This is a genomic window from Pseudomonas sp. AFG_SD02_1510_Pfu_092 (assembly GCF_003331055.1).
Taxonomy (GTDB): domain Bacteria; phylum Pseudomonadota; class Gammaproteobacteria; order Pseudomonadales; family Pseudomonadaceae; genus Aquipseudomonas.
The window spans coordinates 95493-114559 of sequence record NZ_PUQD01000002.1; the positions used below are offsets into that span (position 1 = coordinate 95493).

At 63.1% G+C, this 19067-nt stretch carries 22 protein-coding genes and 1 tRNA gene; 4 read left to right on the plus strand and 19 right to left on the minus strand.

Annotated elements, in window-relative coordinates:
• Nucleotides 1-8: 8 nt before the first annotated feature.
• The 12 genes from rlmN to trmJ form a co-directional block, all read right to left on the minus strand.
• A complete protein-coding gene (gene rlmN, locus C6A77_RS01700) occupies nucleotides 9-1154 on the minus strand; it encodes a 23S rRNA (adenine(2503)-C(2))-methyltransferase RlmN (RefSeq protein WP_114167753.1) in 1146 nt (381 codons plus the stop codon).
• A 24-nt stretch (nucleotides 1155-1178) separates the two neighbouring features.
• On the minus strand, nucleotides 1179-1610 hold the full coding sequence (gene ndk / locus C6A77_RS01705) for a nucleoside-diphosphate kinase (RefSeq protein WP_023382208.1): 432 nt from the start codon (nucleotides 1608-1610) through the stop codon (nucleotides 1179-1181).
• A gap of 89 nt (nucleotides 1611-1699) precedes the next feature.
• A complete protein-coding gene (gene iscX, locus C6A77_RS01710; RefSeq protein WP_003257859.1) occupies nucleotides 1700-1900 on the minus strand; it encodes a Fe-S cluster assembly protein IscX in 201 nt (66 codons plus the stop codon).
• Between the two features lie 10 nt (nucleotides 1901-1910).
• Nucleotides 1911-2252, minus strand: a complete 342-nt coding sequence (gene fdx, locus C6A77_RS01715) for an ISC system 2Fe-2S type ferredoxin (protein WP_114167754.1) — start codon at nucleotides 2250-2252, stop codon at nucleotides 1911-1913.
• Nucleotides 2253-2255: 3 nt separating this feature from the next.
• Nucleotides 2256-4118, minus strand: coding sequence for a Fe-S protein assembly chaperone HscA (hscA, locus tag C6A77_RS01720; protein ID WP_114167755.1), 1863 nt, complete (start codon nucleotides 4116-4118; stop codon nucleotides 2256-2258).
• A gap of 42 nt (nucleotides 4119-4160) precedes the next feature.
• Nucleotides 4161-4682 (minus strand): co-chaperone HscB, encoded by a 522-nt coding sequence (gene hscB / locus C6A77_RS01725; protein ID WP_114167756.1) that lies wholly within the window; start codon nucleotides 4680-4682, stop codon nucleotides 4161-4163.
• An 8-nt stretch (nucleotides 4683-4690) separates the two neighbouring features.
• The gene (gene iscA / locus C6A77_RS01730; RefSeq protein WP_003257854.1) at nucleotides 4691-5014 is read right to left on the minus strand and encodes an iron-sulfur cluster assembly protein IscA; all 324 of its coding nucleotides are present in this window, start codon (nucleotides 5012-5014) and stop codon (nucleotides 4691-4693) included.
• A 28-nt stretch (nucleotides 5015-5042) separates the two neighbouring features.
• On the minus strand, nucleotides 5043-5429 hold the full coding sequence (gene iscU / locus C6A77_RS01735) for a Fe-S cluster assembly scaffold IscU (protein WP_003248539.1): 387 nt from the start codon (nucleotides 5427-5429) through the stop codon (nucleotides 5043-5045).
• A 46-nt stretch (nucleotides 5430-5475) separates the two neighbouring features.
• Nucleotides 5476-6690 carry an IscS subfamily cysteine desulfurase gene (locus tag C6A77_RS01740; RefSeq protein WP_114167757.1) on the minus strand — a complete coding sequence of 405 codons (1215 nt, stop codon included), beginning with the start codon at nucleotides 6688-6690 and terminating at the stop codon, nucleotides 5476-5478.
• Between the two features lie 46 nt (nucleotides 6691-6736).
• Nucleotides 6737-7228, minus strand: coding sequence for a Fe-S cluster assembly transcriptional regulator IscR (gene iscR / locus C6A77_RS01745; RefSeq protein ID WP_114167758.1), 492 nt, complete (start codon nucleotides 7226-7228; stop codon nucleotides 6737-6739).
• Nucleotides 7229-7407: 179 nt separating this feature from the next.
• Nucleotides 7408-8193, minus strand: a complete 786-nt coding sequence (cysE, locus tag C6A77_RS01750; protein ID WP_114167759.1) for a serine O-acetyltransferase — start codon at nucleotides 8191-8193, stop codon at nucleotides 7408-7410.
• Between the two features lie 3 nt (nucleotides 8194-8196).
• Nucleotides 8197-8952 carry a tRNA (cytosine(32)/uridine(32)-2'-O)-methyltransferase TrmJ gene (gene trmJ, locus C6A77_RS01755; RefSeq protein WP_114167760.1) on the minus strand — a complete coding sequence of 252 codons (756 nt, stop codon included), beginning with the start codon at nucleotides 8950-8952 and terminating at the stop codon, nucleotides 8197-8199.
• Between the two features lie 151 nt (nucleotides 8953-9103).
• Between trmJ and suhB the strand changes: the two genes are divergently transcribed.
• A complete protein-coding gene (suhB, locus tag C6A77_RS01760; RefSeq protein ID WP_114167761.1) occupies nucleotides 9104-9922 on the plus strand; it encodes an inositol-phosphate phosphatase in 819 nt (272 codons plus the stop codon).
• A gap of 179 nt (nucleotides 9923-10101) precedes the next feature.
• On the opposite strand, the gene C6A77_RS01770 is transcribed toward suhB, so the two are convergent.
• The 6 genes from C6A77_RS01770 to queA form a co-directional block, all read right to left on the minus strand.
• Nucleotides 10102-10644, minus strand: a complete 543-nt coding sequence (locus tag C6A77_RS01770) for a glycine zipper 2TM domain-containing protein (protein ID WP_114167763.1) — start codon at nucleotides 10642-10644, stop codon at nucleotides 10102-10104.
• Between the two features lie 119 nt (nucleotides 10645-10763).
• Nucleotides 10764-11672 carry a protein translocase subunit SecF gene (gene secF / locus C6A77_RS01775; protein WP_114167764.1) on the minus strand — a complete coding sequence of 303 codons (909 nt, stop codon included), beginning with the start codon at nucleotides 11670-11672 and terminating at the stop codon, nucleotides 10764-10766.
• A 10-nt stretch (nucleotides 11673-11682) separates the two neighbouring features.
• Nucleotides 11683-13545, minus strand: coding sequence for a protein translocase subunit SecD (secD, locus tag C6A77_RS01780; RefSeq protein ID WP_114167765.1), 1863 nt, complete (start codon nucleotides 13543-13545; stop codon nucleotides 11683-11685).
• A 63-nt stretch (nucleotides 13546-13608) separates the two neighbouring features.
• Nucleotides 13609-13944: a preprotein translocase subunit YajC gene (gene yajC, locus C6A77_RS01785; RefSeq protein WP_085623861.1), complete on the minus strand. Its 336-nt coding sequence runs from the start codon at nucleotides 13942-13944 to the stop codon at nucleotides 13609-13611.
• 42 nt (nucleotides 13945-13986) lie between these two features.
• A complete protein-coding gene (gene tgt / locus C6A77_RS01790; protein ID WP_161959640.1) occupies nucleotides 13987-15102 on the minus strand; it encodes a tRNA guanosine(34) transglycosylase Tgt in 1116 nt (371 codons plus the stop codon).
• A gap of 14 nt (nucleotides 15103-15116) precedes the next feature.
• Nucleotides 15117-16166: a tRNA preQ1(34) S-adenosylmethionine ribosyltransferase-isomerase QueA gene (gene queA / locus C6A77_RS01795; protein WP_114167767.1), complete on the minus strand. Its 1050-nt coding sequence runs from the start codon at nucleotides 16164-16166 to the stop codon at nucleotides 15117-15119.
• 107 nt (nucleotides 16167-16273) lie between these two features.
• Between queA and C6A77_RS01800 the strand changes: the two genes are divergently transcribed.
• A tRNA-Leu gene (locus tag C6A77_RS01800) sits at nucleotides 16274-16358 on the plus strand.
• 59 nt (nucleotides 16359-16417) lie between these two features.
• Here C6A77_RS01800 and C6A77_RS01805 read toward each other — a convergent pair.
• Nucleotides 16418-17323 (minus strand): LysR substrate-binding domain-containing protein, encoded by a 906-nt coding sequence (locus tag C6A77_RS01805; RefSeq protein WP_114167768.1) that lies wholly within the window; start codon nucleotides 17321-17323, stop codon nucleotides 16418-16420.
• A 108-nt stretch (nucleotides 17324-17431) separates the two neighbouring features.
• On the opposite strand from C6A77_RS01805, the gene C6A77_RS01810 reads away from it, so the two are divergent.
• Together C6A77_RS01810 and C6A77_RS01815 are read left to right on the plus strand one after the other, a co-directional pair.
• Entirely contained in the window at nucleotides 17432-18673 is a 1242-nt protein-coding gene (locus C6A77_RS01810; RefSeq protein ID WP_114167769.1) for a D-amino acid dehydrogenase, read from the plus strand.
• Between the two features lie 28 nt (nucleotides 18674-18701).
• Entirely contained in the window at nucleotides 18702-19052 is a 351-nt protein-coding gene (locus tag C6A77_RS01815; protein WP_114167770.1) for a RidA family protein, read from the plus strand.
• The last annotated feature ends 15 nt before the right edge of the window (nucleotides 19053-19067 follow it).

Here is a 19067-nt window from a genome sequence, read left to right on the forward strand (position 1 = left end):
GGTCCCGGTCAGTGGCTGGCGGGGCTGTCTTGCAGCTCGACGTCCGCAGACAGCTGGCGCACGGCGATGTAACGCTCGCTGCGACGGGTGCGGTCGTTGACCTGGCCGACCAGCTGGCCACACGCGGCGTCGATGTCCTCACCACGGGTGGTGCGGGTGGTGACGTTGAAGCCACCGTGGTGCAACAGGTCCTGGAAGCGGCGAATGGCGTTGTTGCTCGGCCGCTCGTAACCCGAGTGCGGGAACGGGTTGAACGGGATCAGGTTGATCTTGCACGGTACGTCACGCAGCAGCTCGATCATCTGCGCCGCATGCTCAGGCTGGTCGTTGACGTCCTTGAGCAGGGTGTACTCGATGGTCAGCACGCGCTTGCCACCCAGGGTGGACATATAGCCCATGCACGATTCCAGCAGCATCTTCAGCGGGTACTTCTTGTTGATCGGCACCAGCTTGTTGCGCAGTTCATCGTTCGGTGCGTGCAGCGACAGGGCCAGCGACACATCGATGTGCTTGGCCAGCTCGTCGATCATCGGCACCACGCCCGAGGTGGACAGGGTGACGCGACGCTTGGAAATGCCATAGCCCAGATCTTCCATCATGATCTTCATGGCGGCGATGACATTGTCGAAATTCAGCAGGGGTTCGCCCATGCCCATCATGACCACGTTGGTAATGGCGCGGTCGATCTTGGCCGGGACGGTCCCGAAGGATTTGTTGGCAAGCCACACCTGGCCGATCACTTCGGCGGCGGTGAGGTTGCTGTTGAAGCCTTGCTTGCCGGTGGAGCAGAAGCTGCAGTCCAGGGCACAGCCGGCTTGCGACGACACGCACAGGGTGCCGCGATCGTCGGTGGGGATGTAGACGGTTTCGACGCAGCTGCCGGAGGCAACGCGGACCACCCACTTGCGGGTGCCGTCGGCGGAAATGTCTTCACTGACCACTTCCGGGCCCCGAATCTCGGCAACGGCCTCGAGCTTTTCGCGCAAGGCCTTGCCGACATTGGTCATGGCGGCGAAATCATCGACGCCAAAGTGGTGAATCCATTTCATGACCTGACCGGCACGAAAACGCTTCTCTCCGATCGACTCGAAGAATTTTTCCATTTCCTGCAGGGTCAGGCCCAACAGGTTGATCTTGCCAGTCATGTCACTCATGGAATCACCCAAGACCTGCTTCGCTTAGCGAATGCGGTCGCACAGCTCGGTAGCGGAGAAGAAGTAAGCGATTTCGCGGGCAGCCGAAGCTTCCGAGTCGGAACCGTGAACAGCGTTCTCGTCGATGGAAACGGCGAAGTCGGCGCGGATGGTGCCGGCAGCAGCTTCTTTCGGGTTGGTGGCGCCCATCAGCTCGCGGTTGGCCAGAACGGCGTTTTCGCCTTCCAGAACCTGAACGATGACCGGACCGGAAGTCATGAAGGCAACCAGGTCAGCGAAGAAACCGCGCTCTTTGTGCTCGGCGTAGAAGCCTTCGGCTTCGGCTTTGGACAGCTGCTTCATTTTCGAAGCGACGACGCGCAGGCCGGCTTTCTCGAAACGAGTGGTGATCTCGCCGATGACGTTCTTGGCAACGGCGTCAGGCTTGATGATGGAGAAAGTACGTTGAACAGCCATGGAAAACTCCAGAAATATGAGTGTTGCGAAAAATTAAACCCGCGAATTATACGCGGGTTCCAGGGGATTGCCTAACCTGCAGGACGCGTTCAGTCGGCTTCTTCGATCCAGGCCGCCTGGATGGCCTCGAGCACTTTCTCACCGCCGCGTGACGGATCGTCGCTGAATTCTGGCAAGGCCAGCACCCAACGGTGCAGATCGACGAAATTCACATAACGAGGATCGACTTCCGGCTTGCTTTCTGCAAGCTGAATGGCGATCTCAAGTACATCAATCCATTTCAGGCTCATCGGGCAAACCTCAGTGCGGCGCTTCGGCGGCGTGGTTGAGCGAATACTTGGGGATCTCGATGACCAGGTCCTGGTCAGCGACAACCACCTGGCAGCCGAGGCGCGATTGAGCCTCCAGGCCCCAGGCCTTGTCCAGCATGTCCTCTTCCAGCTCGTCGGCTTCTTCGAGCGAATCGAAGCCCTTGCGCACGATGCAGTGGCACGTGGTGCAGGCCTTGACGCCGCCACAGGCACTTTCCATCTCGATGTGATGGTCGTGGGCAAGCTCCAGGATGTTGGTCCCGGGTTGGACTTCCACGGTCAGCCCTTGCGGGCAGAACTTCTCGTGCGGCAGGAATGTCACCAGCGGCATCGGTTACTCCTCGATCTCATTCAGGTTGCGCCCGGCCAGTGCGGCTTTGACCGTCGAATCAAGGCGACGGGCGGCGAAGGCGTCGGTCACCTGCGACAGACGCTTGGTCTGTTGCTCGATGGCTGCGCCATCGGTGCCGGCCAGCAAATCACGTAGTTCCTGCATCTGGAATTCGATGGCGTCGCGCTCGTCATTGCTGAGCAGGCGCTCGCCGTCGGCGTCCAGGGCGCCCTGTACCGCTTCGAGCAGGCGCTCGCCGTCGACCTGGTGCTCGCGCAGCTGACGGGCCTGCTTGTCGGAACCTGCGTGTTCGAAGGAGTCCTTGAGCATGCGGGCAATCTCGCCGTCGGTCAGGCCGTAGGACGGCTTGACCTGGATGCTGGCTTCCACGCCCGAACCCAGTTCGCGGGCGGCGACGCTGAGCAGGCCGTCGGCATCGACCTGGAAGGTGACGCGGATTTTCGCCGCACCGGCAACCATGGCGGGGATGCCACGCAGCTCGAAGCGCGCCAGCGAGCGGCAGTCGCTGATCAGCTCGCGCTCACCCTGCAGCACGTGGATCATCATGGCCGTCTGGCCGTCTTTATAAGTGGTGAACTCCTGGGCACGCGCCACCGGGATGGTGGTATTGCGCGGGATCACCTTCTCCATCAGTCCGCCCATGGTCTCAAGGCCAAGCGACAGCGGGATGACATCGAGCAGCAACAGTTCGCCACCTTCGCGGCGGTTGCCGGCCAGGGTATCGGCCTGGATGGCAGCACCGATAGCCACCACCTGATCGGGGTCGATCGAGGTCAGCGGGGCGCGCCCGAACAGCGTGCCGACCGCTTCGCGCACGCGCGGCACACGGGTCGAACCACCGACCATGACCACCGCACTGACCTCTTCCAGCTCGACGCCGCTGTCACGCACGGCGCGGCGGCAGGCCTTGAGGCTGCGGGCAATCAGCGGCTCGATCATGGCTTCGAAGCCGGCGCGGCTCAGCTGGCCCTGCCAGGCGCCATGGCTGACGGCGACCACATCGGCGTCGGTCAGGGCTTCCTTGGCGGCGCAGGCGGTTTGCAGCAGCTGGCGCTGGGTGGCCGGGTCGAGGTCGGACGACAGCCCGGCCTGCTCGATGATCCAGCCGGCAATGGCATGGTCGAAGTCGTCACCGCCCAGGGCGGTATCGCCACCGGTGGCCAGCACTTCGAACACGCCGGCCGTCAGGCGCAGGATGGAGATATCGAAGGTACCCCCGCCCAGGTCGTAGATGGCCACCACGCCTTCGGCGTTCTGGTCCAGGCCATAGGCCACGGCAGCAGCGGTCGGTTCGTTGAGCAGGCGCAGCACGTTCAAGCCGGCCAGGCGCGCAGCGTCCTTGGTGGCCTGGCGCTGGGCGTCGTCGAAATAGGCCGGCACGGTGATCACCGCGCCCACCAGCTCACCGCCGAGGGTGGCTTCGGCGCGCTCGCGCAGCACCTTGAGGATATCGGCGGACACTTCCACAGGGCTTTTCGGCCCCTGCACGGTGTCGATGAACGGCATGTGCGACTCGCCGCCGACAAAGCGGTACGGCAGTTGTTCGCCCAGTTGCTTGACGTCGGCCAGGCCGCGCCCCATCAGGCGCTTGACCGACAGCACGGTGTTCAGCGGGTCGCTGGACGCGGCATCCCGCGCGGCCTGCCCCACTTCGTTACGCCCTTCGAGGTAGCGCACCGCGGACGGCAGAATGACGTTGCCCTGCGCGTCGGGCAGGGGCTCGCTACGGCCGCTGCGCAATGCAGCGACCAGAGAGTTGGTGGTACCCAGGTCGATCCCCACCGCCAGGCGGCGCTGATGCGGCTGAGGGCTTTGACCGGGTTCGGCAATCTGCAGTAGGGCCATGCTTATCTGAATACCTTAGGTGCCATCACGTACAGCACCGGGTTAATCGTCGAGGCGCTCTTCCAGTTGGCGCACTTCTTGGGCGAGCTTGTCGAGGAACTGCATGCGGCGCATCAGGCGCTCGGCCTTGTCGCGCTCGCCTGGGGCGTTCCAGCAGGCGGCAAAGTCCTCGTTCAGCGTGTCCTGGGCAGCCTTCAGGCGCTTTTTGAACACGGCCACGCCATCGAGGTCGGCTTCGTCCTGCAGCTCTTCGAGCTCTTCGCGCCACTGCATCTGCTGCAACAGGAAGTCCGGGTCATGGACCGTGACTTCCTGAGGCACTTCGTGGCCGCCGATGGCCAGCAGGTAGCGGGCGCGACGCGGCGCACTGCGCAGGGTCTGGTAGGCGTCGTTGAGGGCTGCGGACTTCTCCAGCGCTACGCGCTGCTCGCGCTCGGAAGCGTCGGCAAAGCGATCGGGATGGACTTCGCGGGCCAGCTCGCGATAGCGAGTGGCCAGCTTGTCGAGATCCAGGCGGAAGCTTGGCTGGAGGTCAAACAATGCGAAATGACAAGGAGTACCCACAGCCAGCCTCAAACGTTGAAGCTTTCGCCGCAGCCACACTCACCGCGCACGTTGGGGTTGTTGAACTTGAAGCCTTCGTTCAACCCTTCCTTGACGAAGTCCAGTTCGGTGCCGTCGAGGTAGACCAGGCTCTTGGGATCGATGATCACCTTGACGCCATGGTTCTCGAACACCTGGTCTTCGTCCGCCAGCTCGTCGACGAACTCCAGCACGTAGGCCAGGCCCGAGCAACCGGTGGTGCGCACGCCCAGGCGAATGCCTTCACCCTTGCCGCGCCCTTCCAGGGAACGCCGCACATGGTTGGCGGCGGCTTCTGTCATGCTGATAGCCATCTGGACTCCTTACCTCGCAACAGGCGACTTAGATCAAGCCTTTCTTCTGCTTGTAATCGCGTACGGCTGCCTTGATGGCATCCTCGGCGAGTACCGAGCAGTGGATCTTGACCGGCGGCAACGCCAGTTCTTCGGCCAGCTGGGTGTTCTTGATGGTTTCGGCTTCGTCCAGGGTCTTGCCCTTCATCCACTCGGTGGCGAGGGAGCTGGAAGCGATGGCCGAACCGCAGCCGTAGGTCTTGAACTTGGCGTCTTCGATCACGCCCTGCTCGTTGACCTTGATCTGCAGGCGCATCACGTCGCCGCACGCCGGGGCGCCGACCATGCCGGTACCGACGTCCGGGTCTTCGGCATTCATCTTGCCGACGTTGCGCGGGTTTTCGTAGTGGTCGATGACCTTTTCACTGTATGCCATGGTGTAATTCCTTCCTCATCAGGGAGCCGCTCTTGCCGGCGACTGCTTAGTGGGCGGCCCACTCGATCTTGGAGATGTCAACGCCGTCTTTGTACATGTCCCACAGCGGCGACAGCTCACGCAGTTTGTTCACTGCCTCGCAGACTTTCTGCGCGGCGTAGTCGACCTCTTCTTCGCTGGTGAAGCGGCCGAAGGAGAAGCGGATCGAGCTGTGCGCCAGTTCGTCGTTGCGGCCCAGGGCGCGCAGCACGTAGGACGGCTCGAGCGAAGCGGAGGTGCAGGCCGAACCGGACGATACGGCGATGTCCTTCAGCGACATCAGCAGCGATTCGCCTTCGACGTAGTTGAAGCTCAGGTTCAGGTTGTGCGGCACGCGGGCAGTCTTGCTGCCGTTGACGTACAGCTCTTCGAGGTCCGAGACCTGCTTGAAGAAGCGGTCGCTCAGGGCCTTGATGCGCACGTTCTCGGCGGCCATTTCCTGCTTGGCGATGGCGAAGGCTTCGCCCATGCCGACGATCTGGTGAGTCGGCAGGGTACCCGAACGCATGCCGCGCTCATGGCCACCGCCGTGAATGATGGCTTCCAGGCGTACCCGCGGCTTGCGGCTGACGTACAGCGCGCCGATGCCTTTCGGGCCGTAGACCTTGTGCGCCGAGAACGACATCAGGTCGACCTTGAGCTTTTGCAGGTCGATCTCGACCTTGCCGGCCGACTGGGCGGCATCGACATGGAACAGCACGCCACGCGAGCGGGTCAGCTCACCGATGGCAGCGATGTCGTTGATCGAGCCGACTTCGTTGTTCACGTGCATCAGCGACACCAGGATGGTGTCATCGCGCAGCACCGCCTCGACCATGGCCGGGGTGACGATACCGTCTTCGCCTGGCTCGAGGTAGGTGACTTCGAAACCTTCACGCTCCAGCTGGCGAGCGGTGTCGAGGACCGCCTTGTGCTCGATCTTGGAGGTGATGATGTGCTTGCCCTTGGTCTGATAGAAGTGCGCGACGCCTTTCAGTGCGAGGTTGTCGGACTCGGTGGCACCGCTGGTCCAGACGATTTCGCGCGGATCGGCGTTGATCAGCTCGGCAACCTGGCGACGACCGTTCTCGACCGCTTCTTCGGCTTTCCAGCCAAAGACGTGGGAGCGCGAAGCCGGGTTACCGAAGTTTCCGTCGACCAGCAGGCAGTCGGCCATTTTCTGGGCCACGCGTGGGTCGACCGGAGTGGTCGCGGAGTAATCGAGGTAGATCGGCAACTTCATTTGTCTCTCCTATCAGGCGGTGGCGTCGCTCGTCGTCCCGGAGGGCTCAATCGACGGCAGACGTCTCAATCTTGTCCAGCTGGGCGGCCCGGCCGGCGAAACGACGCAGGTCCTGGCGCTGGGCGACTTCCTGCACCTCGCGGCGCATGACGAGGTCGGCCAGGCTGATGCCGCTGAGGAATTCATGGATCTGCTGGCTGAGGTCGCACCACAGGTGGTGGGTCAGGCAGGTGTCACCGGCATGGCAGTCCCCGAGGCCCTGACAACGGGTGGCATCGACCGATTCGTTGACCGCGTCGATGACCTGGGCCACCTGGATGGTTTCCATACCCCGCGACAGCTGGTAGCCACCGCCTGGACCACGCACGCTGGAGACCAGGCTGCTGCGGCGCAGCTTGGCGAACAGCTGTTCCAGATAAGAAAGGGAAATGCCCTGGCGCTCGGAAATGTCGGCCAAAGACACCGGCCCATGCTGCGCGTGCAACGCCAGGTCGAGCATGGCGGTCACGGCGTATCGGCCTTTGGTAGTCAGTCGCATGGCTATTGGGTACCACGGGAGTTACAGGATGTGAGCGAGTATGCGATTCCCGAGCATTTAAGTCAACTATTAGACCTAGTGCTTTAGTCGGGTTTGCATCCGGGAGGCGGGCGCGATTGTAGCAGACGAGGGGCGTGAGCACACGCCCCGTATGTCACCGGGCCTTCAGCGCGGCGCAATCAATGCGACTGGGTGTCGCGCTGGGCCACCTGCGCCACTTCCTTGAAGTCATCCTCCGGCAGCGCCGGCAACTCCTTGGCACAGTAATCGCTACCCATCCTGGTCAGGGCGCCGCACATGCCCTCCAGCCGCTCGTCGACTGCCTGCAGGTGGTCGAGCATCTGGCCAATGGCACGCGCCACCGGGTCGGGCATGTCGCCGCTGACACCATAGGCATCGAAACCGATCTTTTCCGCCATGGCCTTGCGCTTGGCCTCGATACCGTCATCTTCGCTCTTGACGATGATTCGCCCCGGGATGCCTACCGCCGTGGCGCCGGCCGGTACCGCCTTGGTCACCACCGCATTGGAACCGATCTTGGCGCCGGCACCGACGGTGAACGGGCCCAGCACCTTGGCCCCTGCCCCGACCACCACACCGTTTTCCAGGGTGGGGTGGCGCTTGCCCTTGTTCCAGCTGGTGCCGCCCAGGGTCACGCCCTGGTAAAGGGTGACATCGTCGCCGATCTCGGCGGTTTCGCCGATGACGATGCCCATGCCATGGTCAATGAAGAAACGTCGACCGATGGTGGCGCCGGGGTGGATCTCGATACCGGTCAGCCAGCGCCCGAAGTTCGATACCAGGCGCGCCAGCCACTTGAAGTCGCGCTTCCACAGGGCATTGCCCAGGCGGTGCAGCCAGATGGCGTGCATGCCCGGGTAGCAGGTCAGCACCTCGAAGGCGTTGCGCGCGGCCGGGTCACGATGGAATACGCTTTGAATATCTTCACGCAGGCGTTCGAACATCTGTCAGTCCTTCCGTTTATGCGGCTCGCCCCGGACCACTTTCTGGGTCTCGGTAAGGATGCCGCGCAAAATGCTCATTTCCGAACGTTCTACCGCGACCCGCCCATACAGCCGGCGCAGGCGCGGCATCAGGTGCTTGGGCTTGTCGGGGTCGAGGAAGCCGATGCCGACCAGGGTCTTTTCCAGGTGGTCGTAGAACAGCTCCATTTCGTCCATGGTCGCCAGCTCGCTGGCGTCAACCTTCTCGACCTTGCCCGGCGCCTCACCAGCGGCCAGCCAGGCCATGCGCACCTCGTAAGAGAGCACTTGGACAGCGGCCGCCAGGTTCAGCGAGCTGAAGTCGGGGTTGGAGGGAATGTGCACGTGGAAGTGACATCGCTGCAGTTCTTCGTTGGTCAGGCCGGCGTGTTCGCGGCCGAACACCAGGGCGATTTCCTCGCCACCGTTGGCATGCTCCACCGCCTTGGCCCCGCATTCGCGCGGGCCGATCAGCGGCCAGGGGATGCTCCGCTCGCGGGCGCTGGTGCCCATCACCAGGTTGCAGCCGACCAGCGCCTGCTCGAGGCTGTCGACCACCTGGGCGTTGTCCAGCACATCGTCGGCGCCCGAGGCGCGTGCACTGGCATCCACGGCTGGGAACTCTTTCGGCTGCACCAGCACCAGACGCGACAAGCCCATGTTTTTCATGGCTCGTGCAGCGCCGCCGATGTTGCCGGGGTGGCTGGTATTGACCAGAACAACACGAATATTTTGCAGCAAGGTGTTGTGCTCACAGATGCAGGAATCAGGGGCTTCGATCTTACAGAACCGACAGACGTAACGCCATGAAAGCAAATGTGACACTTCTGCCGCCAAACTTTTCTGTTAGAATGATCGGCTTTCTTCTTTAACATCTCCAGGTGACCCGCCCATGCAGCCTATGCTGAATATCGCCCTGCGCGCCGCTCGCAGCGCCAGTGAACTGATTTTCCGCTCCATCGAACGCCTGGATAGCATCAAGGTCGATGAGAAAGAGGCCAAGGATTACGTTTCCGAAGTCGATCGCGCCGCCGAGCAGAGCATCGTCAATGCCCTGCGCAAGGCCTACCCGAACCACTCCATCCAGGGCGAGGAAACCGGCCTGCACGCGGGTAGCGGCGAAGAAGGCAAGGACTACCTGTGGATCATCGACCCGCTGGACGGCACCACCAACTTCTTGCGCGGCATCCCCCACTTCGCGGTCAGCATCGCCTGCAAATACCGTGGCCGCCTTGAACACGCCGTCATCGTCGACCCGGTTCGCCAGGAAGAATTCACCGCCAGCCGTGGCCGTGGCGCCCAACTCAACGGCCGCCGCCTGCGTGTAAGCTCGCGCACCAGCCTGGAAGGCGCCCTGCTGGGCACCGGCTTCCCGTTCCGTGACAGCCAGATGGCCGAACTGGACAACTACCTGGGCATGTTCCGCGCCCTGACCGGCCAGACCGCCGGCATCCGTCGCGCCGGTTCCGCCAGCCTGGACCTGGCCTACGTCGCCGCTGGCCGTTTCGACGCCTTCTGGGAGTCGGGCCTGTCCGAATGGGACATGGCCGCCGGCGTGCTGCTGATCCAGGAAGCGGGCGGCTTGGTGAGCGACTTCAACGGTGGCCACGACTTCCTCGAGAAGGGCCACATCGTTGCGGGCAACATCAAGTGCTTCAAGGCTGTGCTGACGGCCATCCAGCCGCACCTGCCAGAAAACATGAAGCGCTAAGCGCGGATTGCCGGCAAACAGAAAAGCACCCCTCGGGGGCCCCTCGGGGTGCTTTTTTGTGCCTGACAGTTTTGCATTGCCTGTACCGGCCTCTTCGCGGGGAAACCCGCTCCCACAGGATTGTGCGATCACTGTGGGAGCGGGTTCACCCGCGAAGAGGCCGGTACAGGCAACTCAAATTACTGGCCGGCTTCACTCAGGATCAGCTTGCCATTCTTGTCCACCGGAATGGTCGACCCGGGCTCGCGGTCCATCTTCACCTGCCCTACCTGGTCGCCAAGGGTGTACTTGACGTTGTAGCCGACCACTTTCTCACTGATGTCGTTGACCGTATTGCAGCGGGTTTGCGTGGTGGTGTAGGTGTCACGCTCCTGCATGCCTTCCTGCACCTTGTTACCGGCATAACCACCACCCACCGCACCGGCTACGGTGGCGATCTTCTTGCCGGTGCCACCACCGATCTGGTTACCAAGCAGGCCACCGGCAATGGCACCCACTACGGTGCCGGCGATCTGGTGCTGGTCTTTGACCGGCGCCTGCCGCGTCACGGCGACGTCCTTGCACACCTCACGAGGGGTTTTCACCTGCTGTTTGATCGGTTGCACGTCGGTGACCTGCGCATATTCAGGCCCCTTGTTGACCAAGCTGTAGGTCGCGACAGCACCTCCGGCAGTCACACCGACAGCACCCAGTACCGCACCCACCAGCATTGATTTGTTCACATGAACCTCCTGATCACAACCCGCGGGTCCGACCCGCCTTCTCCCAGCCTTGGAGCAAAAAAAAAGGCGCAAGTTCAACACTTGCGCCTTGGTTGCCGCCAAACGGCGTGAGGCAAGCCTTACGGACGGTCGTCCACACCGTCGGTCTTGGCCGGCGGAATCAGGTCTTCGCTGCTCAGGTTCAGCCAGATCAGTACCACGTTGGCGATGTAGATCGACGAGTAGGTACCGGCCATGACGCCGATGAACAGCGCCAGCGAGAAACCGAACAGGTTGTCACCACCGAAGAACAGCAGCGCGGCGATGGCCAGCAAGGTCGAAACCGAGGTGGCGATGGTGCGCAGCAGGGTCTGGGTGGTGGAAACGTTGATGTTCTCGATCAGCGAGGCCTTGCGCATGACGCGGAAGTTCTCGCGCACCCGGTCGAACACGACGATGGTGTCGTTCAGCGAGTAGCCGATGATCGCCAGCACTGCCGCCAGTACCGTCAGGTCGAAGGTGATCTGGAAGAACGACAGGATACCCAGGGTCACCACCACGTCGTGGATCAGCGAAACGATCGCGCCCACGGCGAACTTCCACTGGAAGCGGAAGGCCAGGTAGATGAGGATGCCGCCCAGTGCCAGGAGCATGCCCATGCCACCCTGGTCGCGCAGTTCTTCACCCACCTGCGGCCCGACGAACTCGACACGCTTGACCTTGGCCGGGTTGTCGCCGCCAGCCCTCTGCAGGGCTTCAGCCACCTTGTTGCCCAGCTGCGGGTCATCGCCCGGCATGCGCACCAGCAAGTCGGTAGTGGCGCCGAAGCTCTGCACCACCGCCTCGTGGAAGCCGGAATTGACCAGCTCGGCACGCACCGCCTTGAGGTCGGCCGGGCGCTCGTAGGTCAGCTCGATCAGCGTACCGCCGGTGAAGTCCAGGCCGAAGTTCAGGCCCTTCTGCCACCAGCTGAACAGCGCCAGCACGGTGAGGAGCACGGTAATGGCGAACGCGACATTGCGCACGCCCATGAAATTGATGGTTTTCATCGCAGCTCCCTCAAACCCACAGCTTCTTGATGTCACGCCCGCCGCAGGTCAGGTTGACCATTGCACGGGTCACCATGACGGCGGTGAACATCGAGGTGAAAATCCCGAGGGACATGGTGACCGCAAAGCCCTTGACCGGGCCGGTTCCCATGGCGAACAGGATGCCGCCGACCAGCAGGCTTGTCAGGTTGGCGTCGATGATCGCGGTGTAGGCGCGGTTGAAGCCTTCGTGGATGGCGCGCTGCACCGACATGCCGGCGTTCAGCTCTTCGCGAATACGCGAGAAGATCAGCACGTTGGCGTCCACCGCCATACCCATGGTCAACACGATACCGGCAATACCCGGCAGGGTCAGGGTGGCGCCCAGCAGCGACATCAGCGCCAGCAGCAGGACCATGTTGCCCGCCAGGGCGATGGTGGCGATCACACCGAAGGCGCGGTAGATGGCGATGATGAACAGCGAGACGAACAGCATCCCCCACAGCGACGCATCGATACCCTTGGTGATGTTGTCGGCACCCAGGCTTGGGCCGATGGTACGTTCTTCAGCGAAGTACATCGGTGCAGCCAGGCCACCGGCACGCAGCAGCAGGGCCAGTTCAGACGATTCGCCCTGGCCGTTCAGGCCGGTGATGCGGAACTGGCTGCCCAGTGGCGACTGGATGGTCGCCAGGCTGATGATCTTCTTCTCTTCCTGGAAGCTCTGTACGGCAACGTCCTTCTCGACGCCATCGACGGTCTGCTTGACGTAGCGGGTGATCGGCTTCTGCTCGATGAAGATCACCGCCATGCTGCGGCCGACGTTGCTGCGGGTGGCACGGGTCATCAGCTCGCCGCCGTGGCCATCCAGGCGGATGTTCACCTGCGGGCGGCCCTGCTCGTCGAAGCTGGCCTGGGCGTCGGTCACCTGGTCACCGGTGATGATCAGGCCGCGCTCGACAGCGGCGGAACGGCCGCCTTCACGGAACTCGAACACCTCGGTGGTGGCCTTGGACGCGCCAGGCTCAGCACCGAAACGGAACTCCAGGTTGGCGGTTTTGCCGAGAATACGCTTGGCTTCGGCAGTGTCCTGCACGCCTGGCAGCTCGACCACGATACGGTTGGCGCCCTGGCGCTGGACCAGCGGCTCGGCCACGCCCAGCTCGTTGACACGGTTGCGGACGGTGGTGAGGTTCTGCTTGATCGAGTATTCGCGGATCTCGGCGACTTTCGCCTGGGTCAGCGCCAGACGCAGCACCGCCAGCTCGTTACGCTCGGTGGTGGTCAGGTCGAAATCATTGAAATTCTTGCGGATCAGGGCACGTGCCTGCTCGCGGGTAGCATCGTCAGCGAAGCCCAGCATGATGCCGCCATCCTGCTGAGGCAGGCTGCGGTAGCGGATGCGCTCTTTGCGCAGCAAGGTCTTGACCTCGCCTTCGTAGACTTTCATGCGGGCACTCATGGCCTTGTCCATGTCCACTTCCAGCAGGAAGTGCACACCACCGGACAGGTCCAGGCCCAGCTTCATCGGGCTTGCACCCAGGTTGCGCAACCATTGCGGGGTAGTCTGGGCCAGGTTCAGGGCCACGACGTAATCATCGCCCAGTGCCTTGCGCACTACATCCTTGGCTGGCAGCTGGTCTTCCTGACTGGTCAGGCGGATCAGCCCGCTGCCCTTCTCACCCAGGCTCACGCCCTTCACGGCGATGTTGGCATCGCCCAGCGCCTTGCTGACGCGGTCGAGGTCGGCCTGGTTAACCTGCAGCGCCGAGCTGGCACCGCTGATCTGCACCGCCGGATCATCCGGATAGAGGTTGGGAGCGGAATAAATAAAACCGATCGCCAGTACCACCAGGATCAGTGCGTATTTCCACAGAGGGTATTTGTTCAGCATCACGCCGCCCGTTCAAGACGCGGGGCGCGTTGCGCGCCCCGACTGGAAAGAAAAACCGGTAACTCAGATAGCCTTGAGCGTACCTTTCGGCAGGGTGGCCGCGATGGCACCCTTCTGGAACTTCAGTTCGACGCTGTCGGAAACTTCCAGCACAACGAAATCATCGGAAACCTTGACGATCTTGCCGGCGATACCGCCGTTGGTGACAACTTCGTCACCCTTCTGCAAGTTGCTCAGCAGGTTCTTCTGCTCTTTGGCACGCTTGGCCTGCGGGCGCCAGATCATCAGGTAGAAGATGACCAGGAAACCGACCAGGAAAATCCACTCGAAGCCGGTACCGGCTGGGCCGGCGGCAGGTGCTGCAGCGTCCGCGTAGGCGGCGGGGATCAAGAAGCTCATTGGGCACTCCTAATGTAATTTTCTAATAATGGATGCAGACAGTCAGTCCAAAGGCGGTACGGGAAGCCCGCGCTTGGCGTAGAAGGCGTCGACAAAGGCGGCCAATTTACCTTGTTGAATAGCCTCGCGTAAACCGGCCATCAAGCGCTGGTAATGGCGCAAGTTGTGGATGGTATTCAGCATGCTGCTCAGCATTTCACCGCATTTGTCCAGGTGATGCAGATAGGCGCGCGAGAAGTTGCTGCAGGTGTAGCAATCACAGGTCGGATCCAGCGGCGAATCATCGTGGCGATGGAACGCGTTGCGGATCTTGATCACCCCTGTATCGACGAACAGATGACCGTTGCGCGCGTTACGCGTCGGCATCACGCAGTCGAACATGTCGACGCCGCGGCGCACACCCTCAACGAGATCTTCCGGTTTGCCTACCCCCATAAGGTAACGAGGTTTGTCAGCAGGCATCTGGCCAGGCAGGTAATCCAGCACCTTGATCATCTCGTGCTTGGGTTCGCCCACCGACAGGCCGCCAATGGCCAGGCCGTCGAAGCCGATGTTTTCCAGGCCTTCCAGCGAGCGCATGCGCAGGTCCTGGTACATACCGCCCTGGACGATACCGAACAGCGCCGCCGTGTTGTCGGCGTGGGCGTTCTTCGAGCGCTGGGCCCAGCGCAGCGACAGCTCCATGGAGGCCCGCGCGACATCGTGCTCGGCCGGGTACGGCGTGCATTCGTCGAAGATCATCACCACGTCCGAGCCCAGGTCACGCTGGACCTGCATCGACTCTTCCGGGCCCATGAACACCTTGGCGCCATCGACCGGCGAGGCGAAAGTCACGCCTTCTTCCTTGATCTTGCGCATGGCGCCCAGGCTGAACACCTGGAAACCACCGGAATCGGTGAGGATCGGGCCTTTCCACTGCATGAAGTCGTGCAGGCCGTTGTGCTTCTTGATCACCTCGGTGCCCGGGCGCAGCCACAGGTGGAAGGTGTTGCCGAGGATCATCTCGGCGCCGATGGCCTCGATATCGCGTGGCAGCATGCCCTTGACCGTGCCATAGGTGCCCACCGGCATGAACGCCGGGGTTTCCACGGTGCCCCGTGGGAAGGTGATGCGACCACGACGGGCCTTGCCGTCGGTGGCCAGCAGTTCGAAGGACATTCGACAGGTGCGACTCATGCTTGATCCTCGGGCCCGCGTGGCGCCGGATTGCGGGTGATGAACATGGCATCACCGTAACTGAAGAAGCGGTACCCCTGCTCGACCGCCGCCGCATAGGCGGCCATGGTCTCGGGGTAGCCGGCGAACGCCGAGACCAGCATCAGCAGCGTGGACTCGGGCAGGTGGAAGTTGGTGACCAGGGCGTCGACCACATGGAACGGCCGGCCTGGGTAGATGAAGATGTCGGTGTCGCCGCTGAAGGCCTTGAGCACGCCATCGCGCGCCGCACTTTCCAGCGAACGCACGCTGGTGGTGCCGACGGCGATCACCCGGCCGCCACGGGCGCGGCAGGCTTCGATGGCATCGACCACATCCTGGCCCACTTCGAGCCACTCTTTATGCATGTGGTGGTCTTCGATCTTGTCGACCCGCACCGGCTGGAAGGTGCCCGCCCCTACGTGCAAGGTAACGAAAGCCCGCTCGACGCCTTTGCCGGCAATCTTTTCCAGCAGCGCTTCATCGAAGTGCAGGCCCGCCGTGGGTGCGGCAACCGCACCGGCGCGCTGGGCGTACACGGTCTGGTAGCGCTCACGGTCGGCGCCCTCGTCGGGGCGGTCGATGTAAGGCGGCAGCGGCATATGGCCGACACGGTCGAGCAGCGGCAACACCTCTTCGGTGAAGCGCAGCTCGAACAGCGTGTCATGGCGCGCGACCATTTCGGCTTCGCCGCCGCCATCGATGAGGATCACTGCGCCTTCTTTCGGCGCCTTGCTGGCACGCACATGCGCCAGCACCCGGTGGCTGTCGAGCACACGCTCGACCAGCACTTCCAGCTTGCCGCCGGAAGCTTTCTGGCCGAACAGGCGCGCCGGGATGACCCGGGTGTTGTTGAACACCATCAGGTCGCCCGGGCGCAGGTACTCGAGCAGGTCGGGAAATTGCCGGTGCGCCAGCGCGCCGGTTGGCCCATCGAGCACCAGCAGACGGCTGCCATGGCGCTCGGCCAACGGGTGGCGGGCGATCAGGGAATCAGGGAGTTCGAAGGAAAAATCGGCGACACGCATGATGATGTTCGGTTCGGCAGGGCCGGGAAGTTTAGCCCAATGCGTGAAAATTGACCATGAAAGCCGATTGACCGACCAGCGGCGCCTCTCTATACTGCGCGCCACAAGCCCTGATGGCGGAATTGGTAGACGCGGCGGATTCAAAATCCGTTTTCGAAAGGAGTGGGAGTTCGAGTCTCCCTCGGGGCACCAAGATCCGGAAAAACCGACCTTATGGTCGGTTTTTTTGTGCCTGCGATTTCAGCCTCCCATCAGCGCCAACGATCCAGCTGCCCCTGCGCCCGGCTGCTGAAGAGGCCCAGCAGCTCGCGCAGGGTATGCGGTGGCGGTTCAGCGGTGCGGGTCACCGCATACAGGGTGATCGGCAACGCCGGGGCCAGCGGGCGGATGGCGGTGGCCCCGGGTGATGCGCCAAGTGCGGTGAACGGGTCGATGACTGCCAGCCCGGCGCCGGACTCGACCATCGCCCTGGCCAGTGAATAGGTCTGCACCGCAATGCTCACCCGTGGTGGCGGTTCGACCGCCTTCAGGTAGCTGTCGAGGCGGACCGACAGCGGGTCGGCGCTGGACAGCCCGATCAAGGGCGCATCGGCCAGCGCCGTCAACGGCAACGGCTTGCCTTCATCCTCCAGCGGCCAATAGCCTGCCGGTGCCAACGCCACCAACACACCGCTGGCCAACGCCTGGGCGCTGAGCGCGGGGTGATCGGGTTGTTGCAGGGTCAGCGCGACGTCGATTTCGCGCATCAGCAGGTTCTGCACCAGTTCGCGGCTGTGGGCACTGGACAGCTCGCAGGCGATGTCCGGATAACGCTGCACCCATTCATGAATCGCCGGCGGCAGCAGCGACAGCGCCAGTGCCGGGGTCGCGCCGATGCGCAGGCTGTGGCCCGGCTTGCGGCGCAGGCTTTGCGCCAGGCGTCGCACCCCTTGCAGGCTCTCGGTGACCTTGTCGACCTCACGCTCCAGCTCCAGCGCTTCGGGCGTGGGCTGCAACTTGCCGCGCACACGCAGGAACAACGGGAAGCCCAGTTGCTGCTCGGCGTGTTGCAGCACCTTGGTCACCGCAGGCTGGGAAACGTGCAGCAACTGCGCGGCACCGCTGACCGAGCCGGTCTGGCGGATAGCCTGGAAAATCTCGATATGGCGAAGGCGCATGGCAAATCCATAACCTTTGTTTATGGCTCAGCGATCTTTATTCATTTGTCGCCAGCTGTCACCTGGCCCTAACCTCGGCCTCGTCCCAACAACGATTCAAGGACTGACATGGCTCAGCATGCAAGCATCATCGGTGGCGGCGTCATTGGCCTGGCAACGGCTTATGCGCTGGTGCGCGACGGCTTCGATGTGACGCTGATCGAGGCTCGCGACGCGCTGGGCAGTGAAACCAGCTTCGCCAACGGTGGCCAGTTGTCCTATCGCTACGTGGCGCCTCTGGCCGACGCCGGTGTGCCGCTGCAAGCCATCGGCTGGATGTTGCGCGGTGACTCGCCGCTGAAATTGCGCCCACGCTTCGACCCCGCGCAGTGGCGCTGGATGGCTGCTTTCCTCGCGGCTTGCCGCTCCTCGGTCAACCGCGCCAATGCAGGCCACCTGTTGCGCCTGGCGCTGTTGAGCCAGGCCACCTTGCAGGCCTGGCGTGAAGAAGATGGCCTGGAGGGTTTCCACTGGCGGCGCAATGGCAAGCTGGTCACCTTCCGCCAGGCCAGCAGCTTCGACCATGCGCGCAACAACCTTGCCGCCCCCCAGCAACAACAGGTGCTGTCGCACGCAGACTGCGCCCGCCTGGACCCGGCCCTGGCGCAGGCGCCCTTTGTCGGCGCCATCCATACGCCGGATGAAGAAGTGGGTGATTGCCACGCTTTCTGCCAGCAACTGGCCGCGCGCTTGCAGGCGTCGGGACGCTGCGAATTCCGCCTGGGCCAGGCGGTGACCGGTATTCGCCATGCGCATGGCGCGGTGAATGCAATCGAACTGGGCGACGAAGTGCTGCCGGTAGAGCGACTGGTGGTCGCTGCCGGCCATCGCAGTACCTTGCTGGCCCTGCCGGGCGTCGACCTGCCGCTGTACCCGCTCAAGGGTTATAGCCTGACGGTACCGATCGGCACACAACACCGGGCACCGGACCTGAGCATCACCGATTACGACCGCAAGATCGTCTATGCCCGTATCGGTGAGCAGCTGCGCGTGGCGGCGATGGTCGACATCGTTGGCTTCGACGCGTCGCTGGCGCCCAAGCGCCTGGCGCTGCTCAAACGCCAGGCCCGCGAAACCTTCGCCAATGCCGGTGACTACGACCATGCCATCGAATGGGCCGGCATGCGTCCGGCGACCCCGAGCGGCGTGCCGCTGCTGGGCGCAACAGCCTATCGCAATCTGTGGCTCAACCTCGGCCATGGTGCGCTTGGCTTCACCCTGGCCTGCGCCAGCGCACGCTTGCTCAGTGAACTGATCGGCCAGCGCCGCCCCGCCATCGACCTGCAGGGTTTCACGCCCCGCGCGGCCTGAACCCTGAACCTCCTGAAAGGACTACCCGATGACCATCGTCCGTATCCAGCCCAACCCACGCCTGTCCGCCGCCGTAACCTTCGGCGAGCTGGTGTTTCTCTCCGGCCAGGTGCCGGGCGACGCCACCGATGCCGGCGGCCAGACTGCCCAGGTACTGGAAAAGATCGACGCCTTGCTGGCCGAGGCCGGCAGCGACAAGGACCACCTGCTCAGCGCAACCATTTACCTGAAAAACATCGACCAGGATTTCGCCGCGATGAACGCAGTATGGTCCGCCTGGCTGTCGCCCGGCCAGGCCCCGAGCCGCACTACCTTGCAGGCCGAACTGGCGCGTGCGCAGGTGTTGGTGGAAATATCCGTGATCGCCGCACGTCGCTGACCCCCTTACCCACAA

Excerpts from the sequence above, each read along its gene's own strand:
- queA (WP_114167767.1), bottom strand. The coding sequence starts at position 16,166 with ATGCGTGTCGCCGATTTTTCCTTCGAACTCCCTGATTCCCTGATCGCC.
- C6A77_RS01805 (WP_114167768.1), bottom strand. The coding sequence starts at position 17,323 with ATGCGCCTTCGCCATATCGAGATTTTCCAGGCTATCCGCCAGACCGGC.
- cysE (WP_114167759.1), bottom strand. The coding sequence starts at position 8,193 with ATGTTCGAACGCCTGCGTGAAGATATTCAAAGCGTATTCCATCGTGAC.
- rlmN (WP_114167753.1), bottom strand. The coding sequence starts at position 1,154 with ATGAGTGACATGACTGGCAAGATCAACCTGTTGGGCCTGACCCTGCAG.
- secF (WP_114167764.1), bottom strand. The coding sequence starts at position 11,672 with ATGAAAACCATCAATTTCATGGGCGTGCGCAATGTCGCGTTCGCCATT.
- iscU (WP_003248539.1), bottom strand. The coding sequence starts at position 5,429 with ATGGCATACAGTGAAAAGGTCATCGACCACTACGAAAACCCGCGCAAC.
- C6A77_RS01740 (WP_114167757.1), bottom strand. The coding sequence starts at position 6,690 with ATGAAGTTGCCGATCTACCTCGATTACTCCGCGACCACTCCGGTCGAC.
- secD (WP_114167765.1), bottom strand. The coding sequence starts at position 13,545 with ATGCTGAACAAATACCCTCTGTGGAAATACGCACTGATCCTGGTGGTA.
- iscX (WP_003257859.1), bottom strand. The coding sequence starts at position 1,900 with ATGAGCCTGAAATGGATTGATGTACTTGAGATCGCCATTCAGCTTGCA.
- yajC (WP_085623861.1), bottom strand. The coding sequence starts at position 13,944 with ATGAGCTTCTTGATCCCCGCCGCCTACGCGGACGCTGCAGCACCTGCC.
- tgt (WP_161959640.1), bottom strand. The coding sequence starts at position 15,102 with ATGTCCTTCGAACTGCTGGCCACCGACGGCAAGGCCCGTCGTGGTCGC.
- suhB (WP_114167761.1), top strand. The coding sequence starts at position 9,104 with ATGCAGCCTATGCTGAATATCGCCCTGCGCGCCGCTCGCAGCGCCAGT.
- C6A77_RS01810 (WP_114167769.1), top strand. The coding sequence starts at position 17,432 with ATGGCTCAGCATGCAAGCATCATCGGTGGCGGCGTCATTGGCCTGGCA.
- hscA (WP_114167755.1), bottom strand. The coding sequence starts at position 4,118 with ATGGCCCTACTGCAGATTGCCGAACCCGGTCAAAGCCCTCAGCCGCAT.
- ndk (WP_023382208.1), bottom strand. The coding sequence starts at position 1,610 with ATGGCTGTTCAACGTACTTTCTCCATCATCAAGCCTGACGCCGTTGCC.
- iscR (WP_114167758.1), bottom strand. The coding sequence starts at position 7,228 with ATGCGACTGACTACCAAAGGCCGATACGCCGTGACCGCCATGCTCGAC.
- iscA (WP_003257854.1), bottom strand. The coding sequence starts at position 5,014 with ATGGCTATCAGCATGACAGAAGCCGCCGCCAACCATGTGCGGCGTTCC.
- fdx (WP_114167754.1), bottom strand. The coding sequence starts at position 2,252 with ATGCCGCTGGTGACATTCCTGCCGCACGAGAAGTTCTGCCCGCAAGGG.
- C6A77_RS01815 (WP_114167770.1), top strand. The coding sequence starts at position 18,702 with ATGACCATCGTCCGTATCCAGCCCAACCCACGCCTGTCCGCCGCCGTA.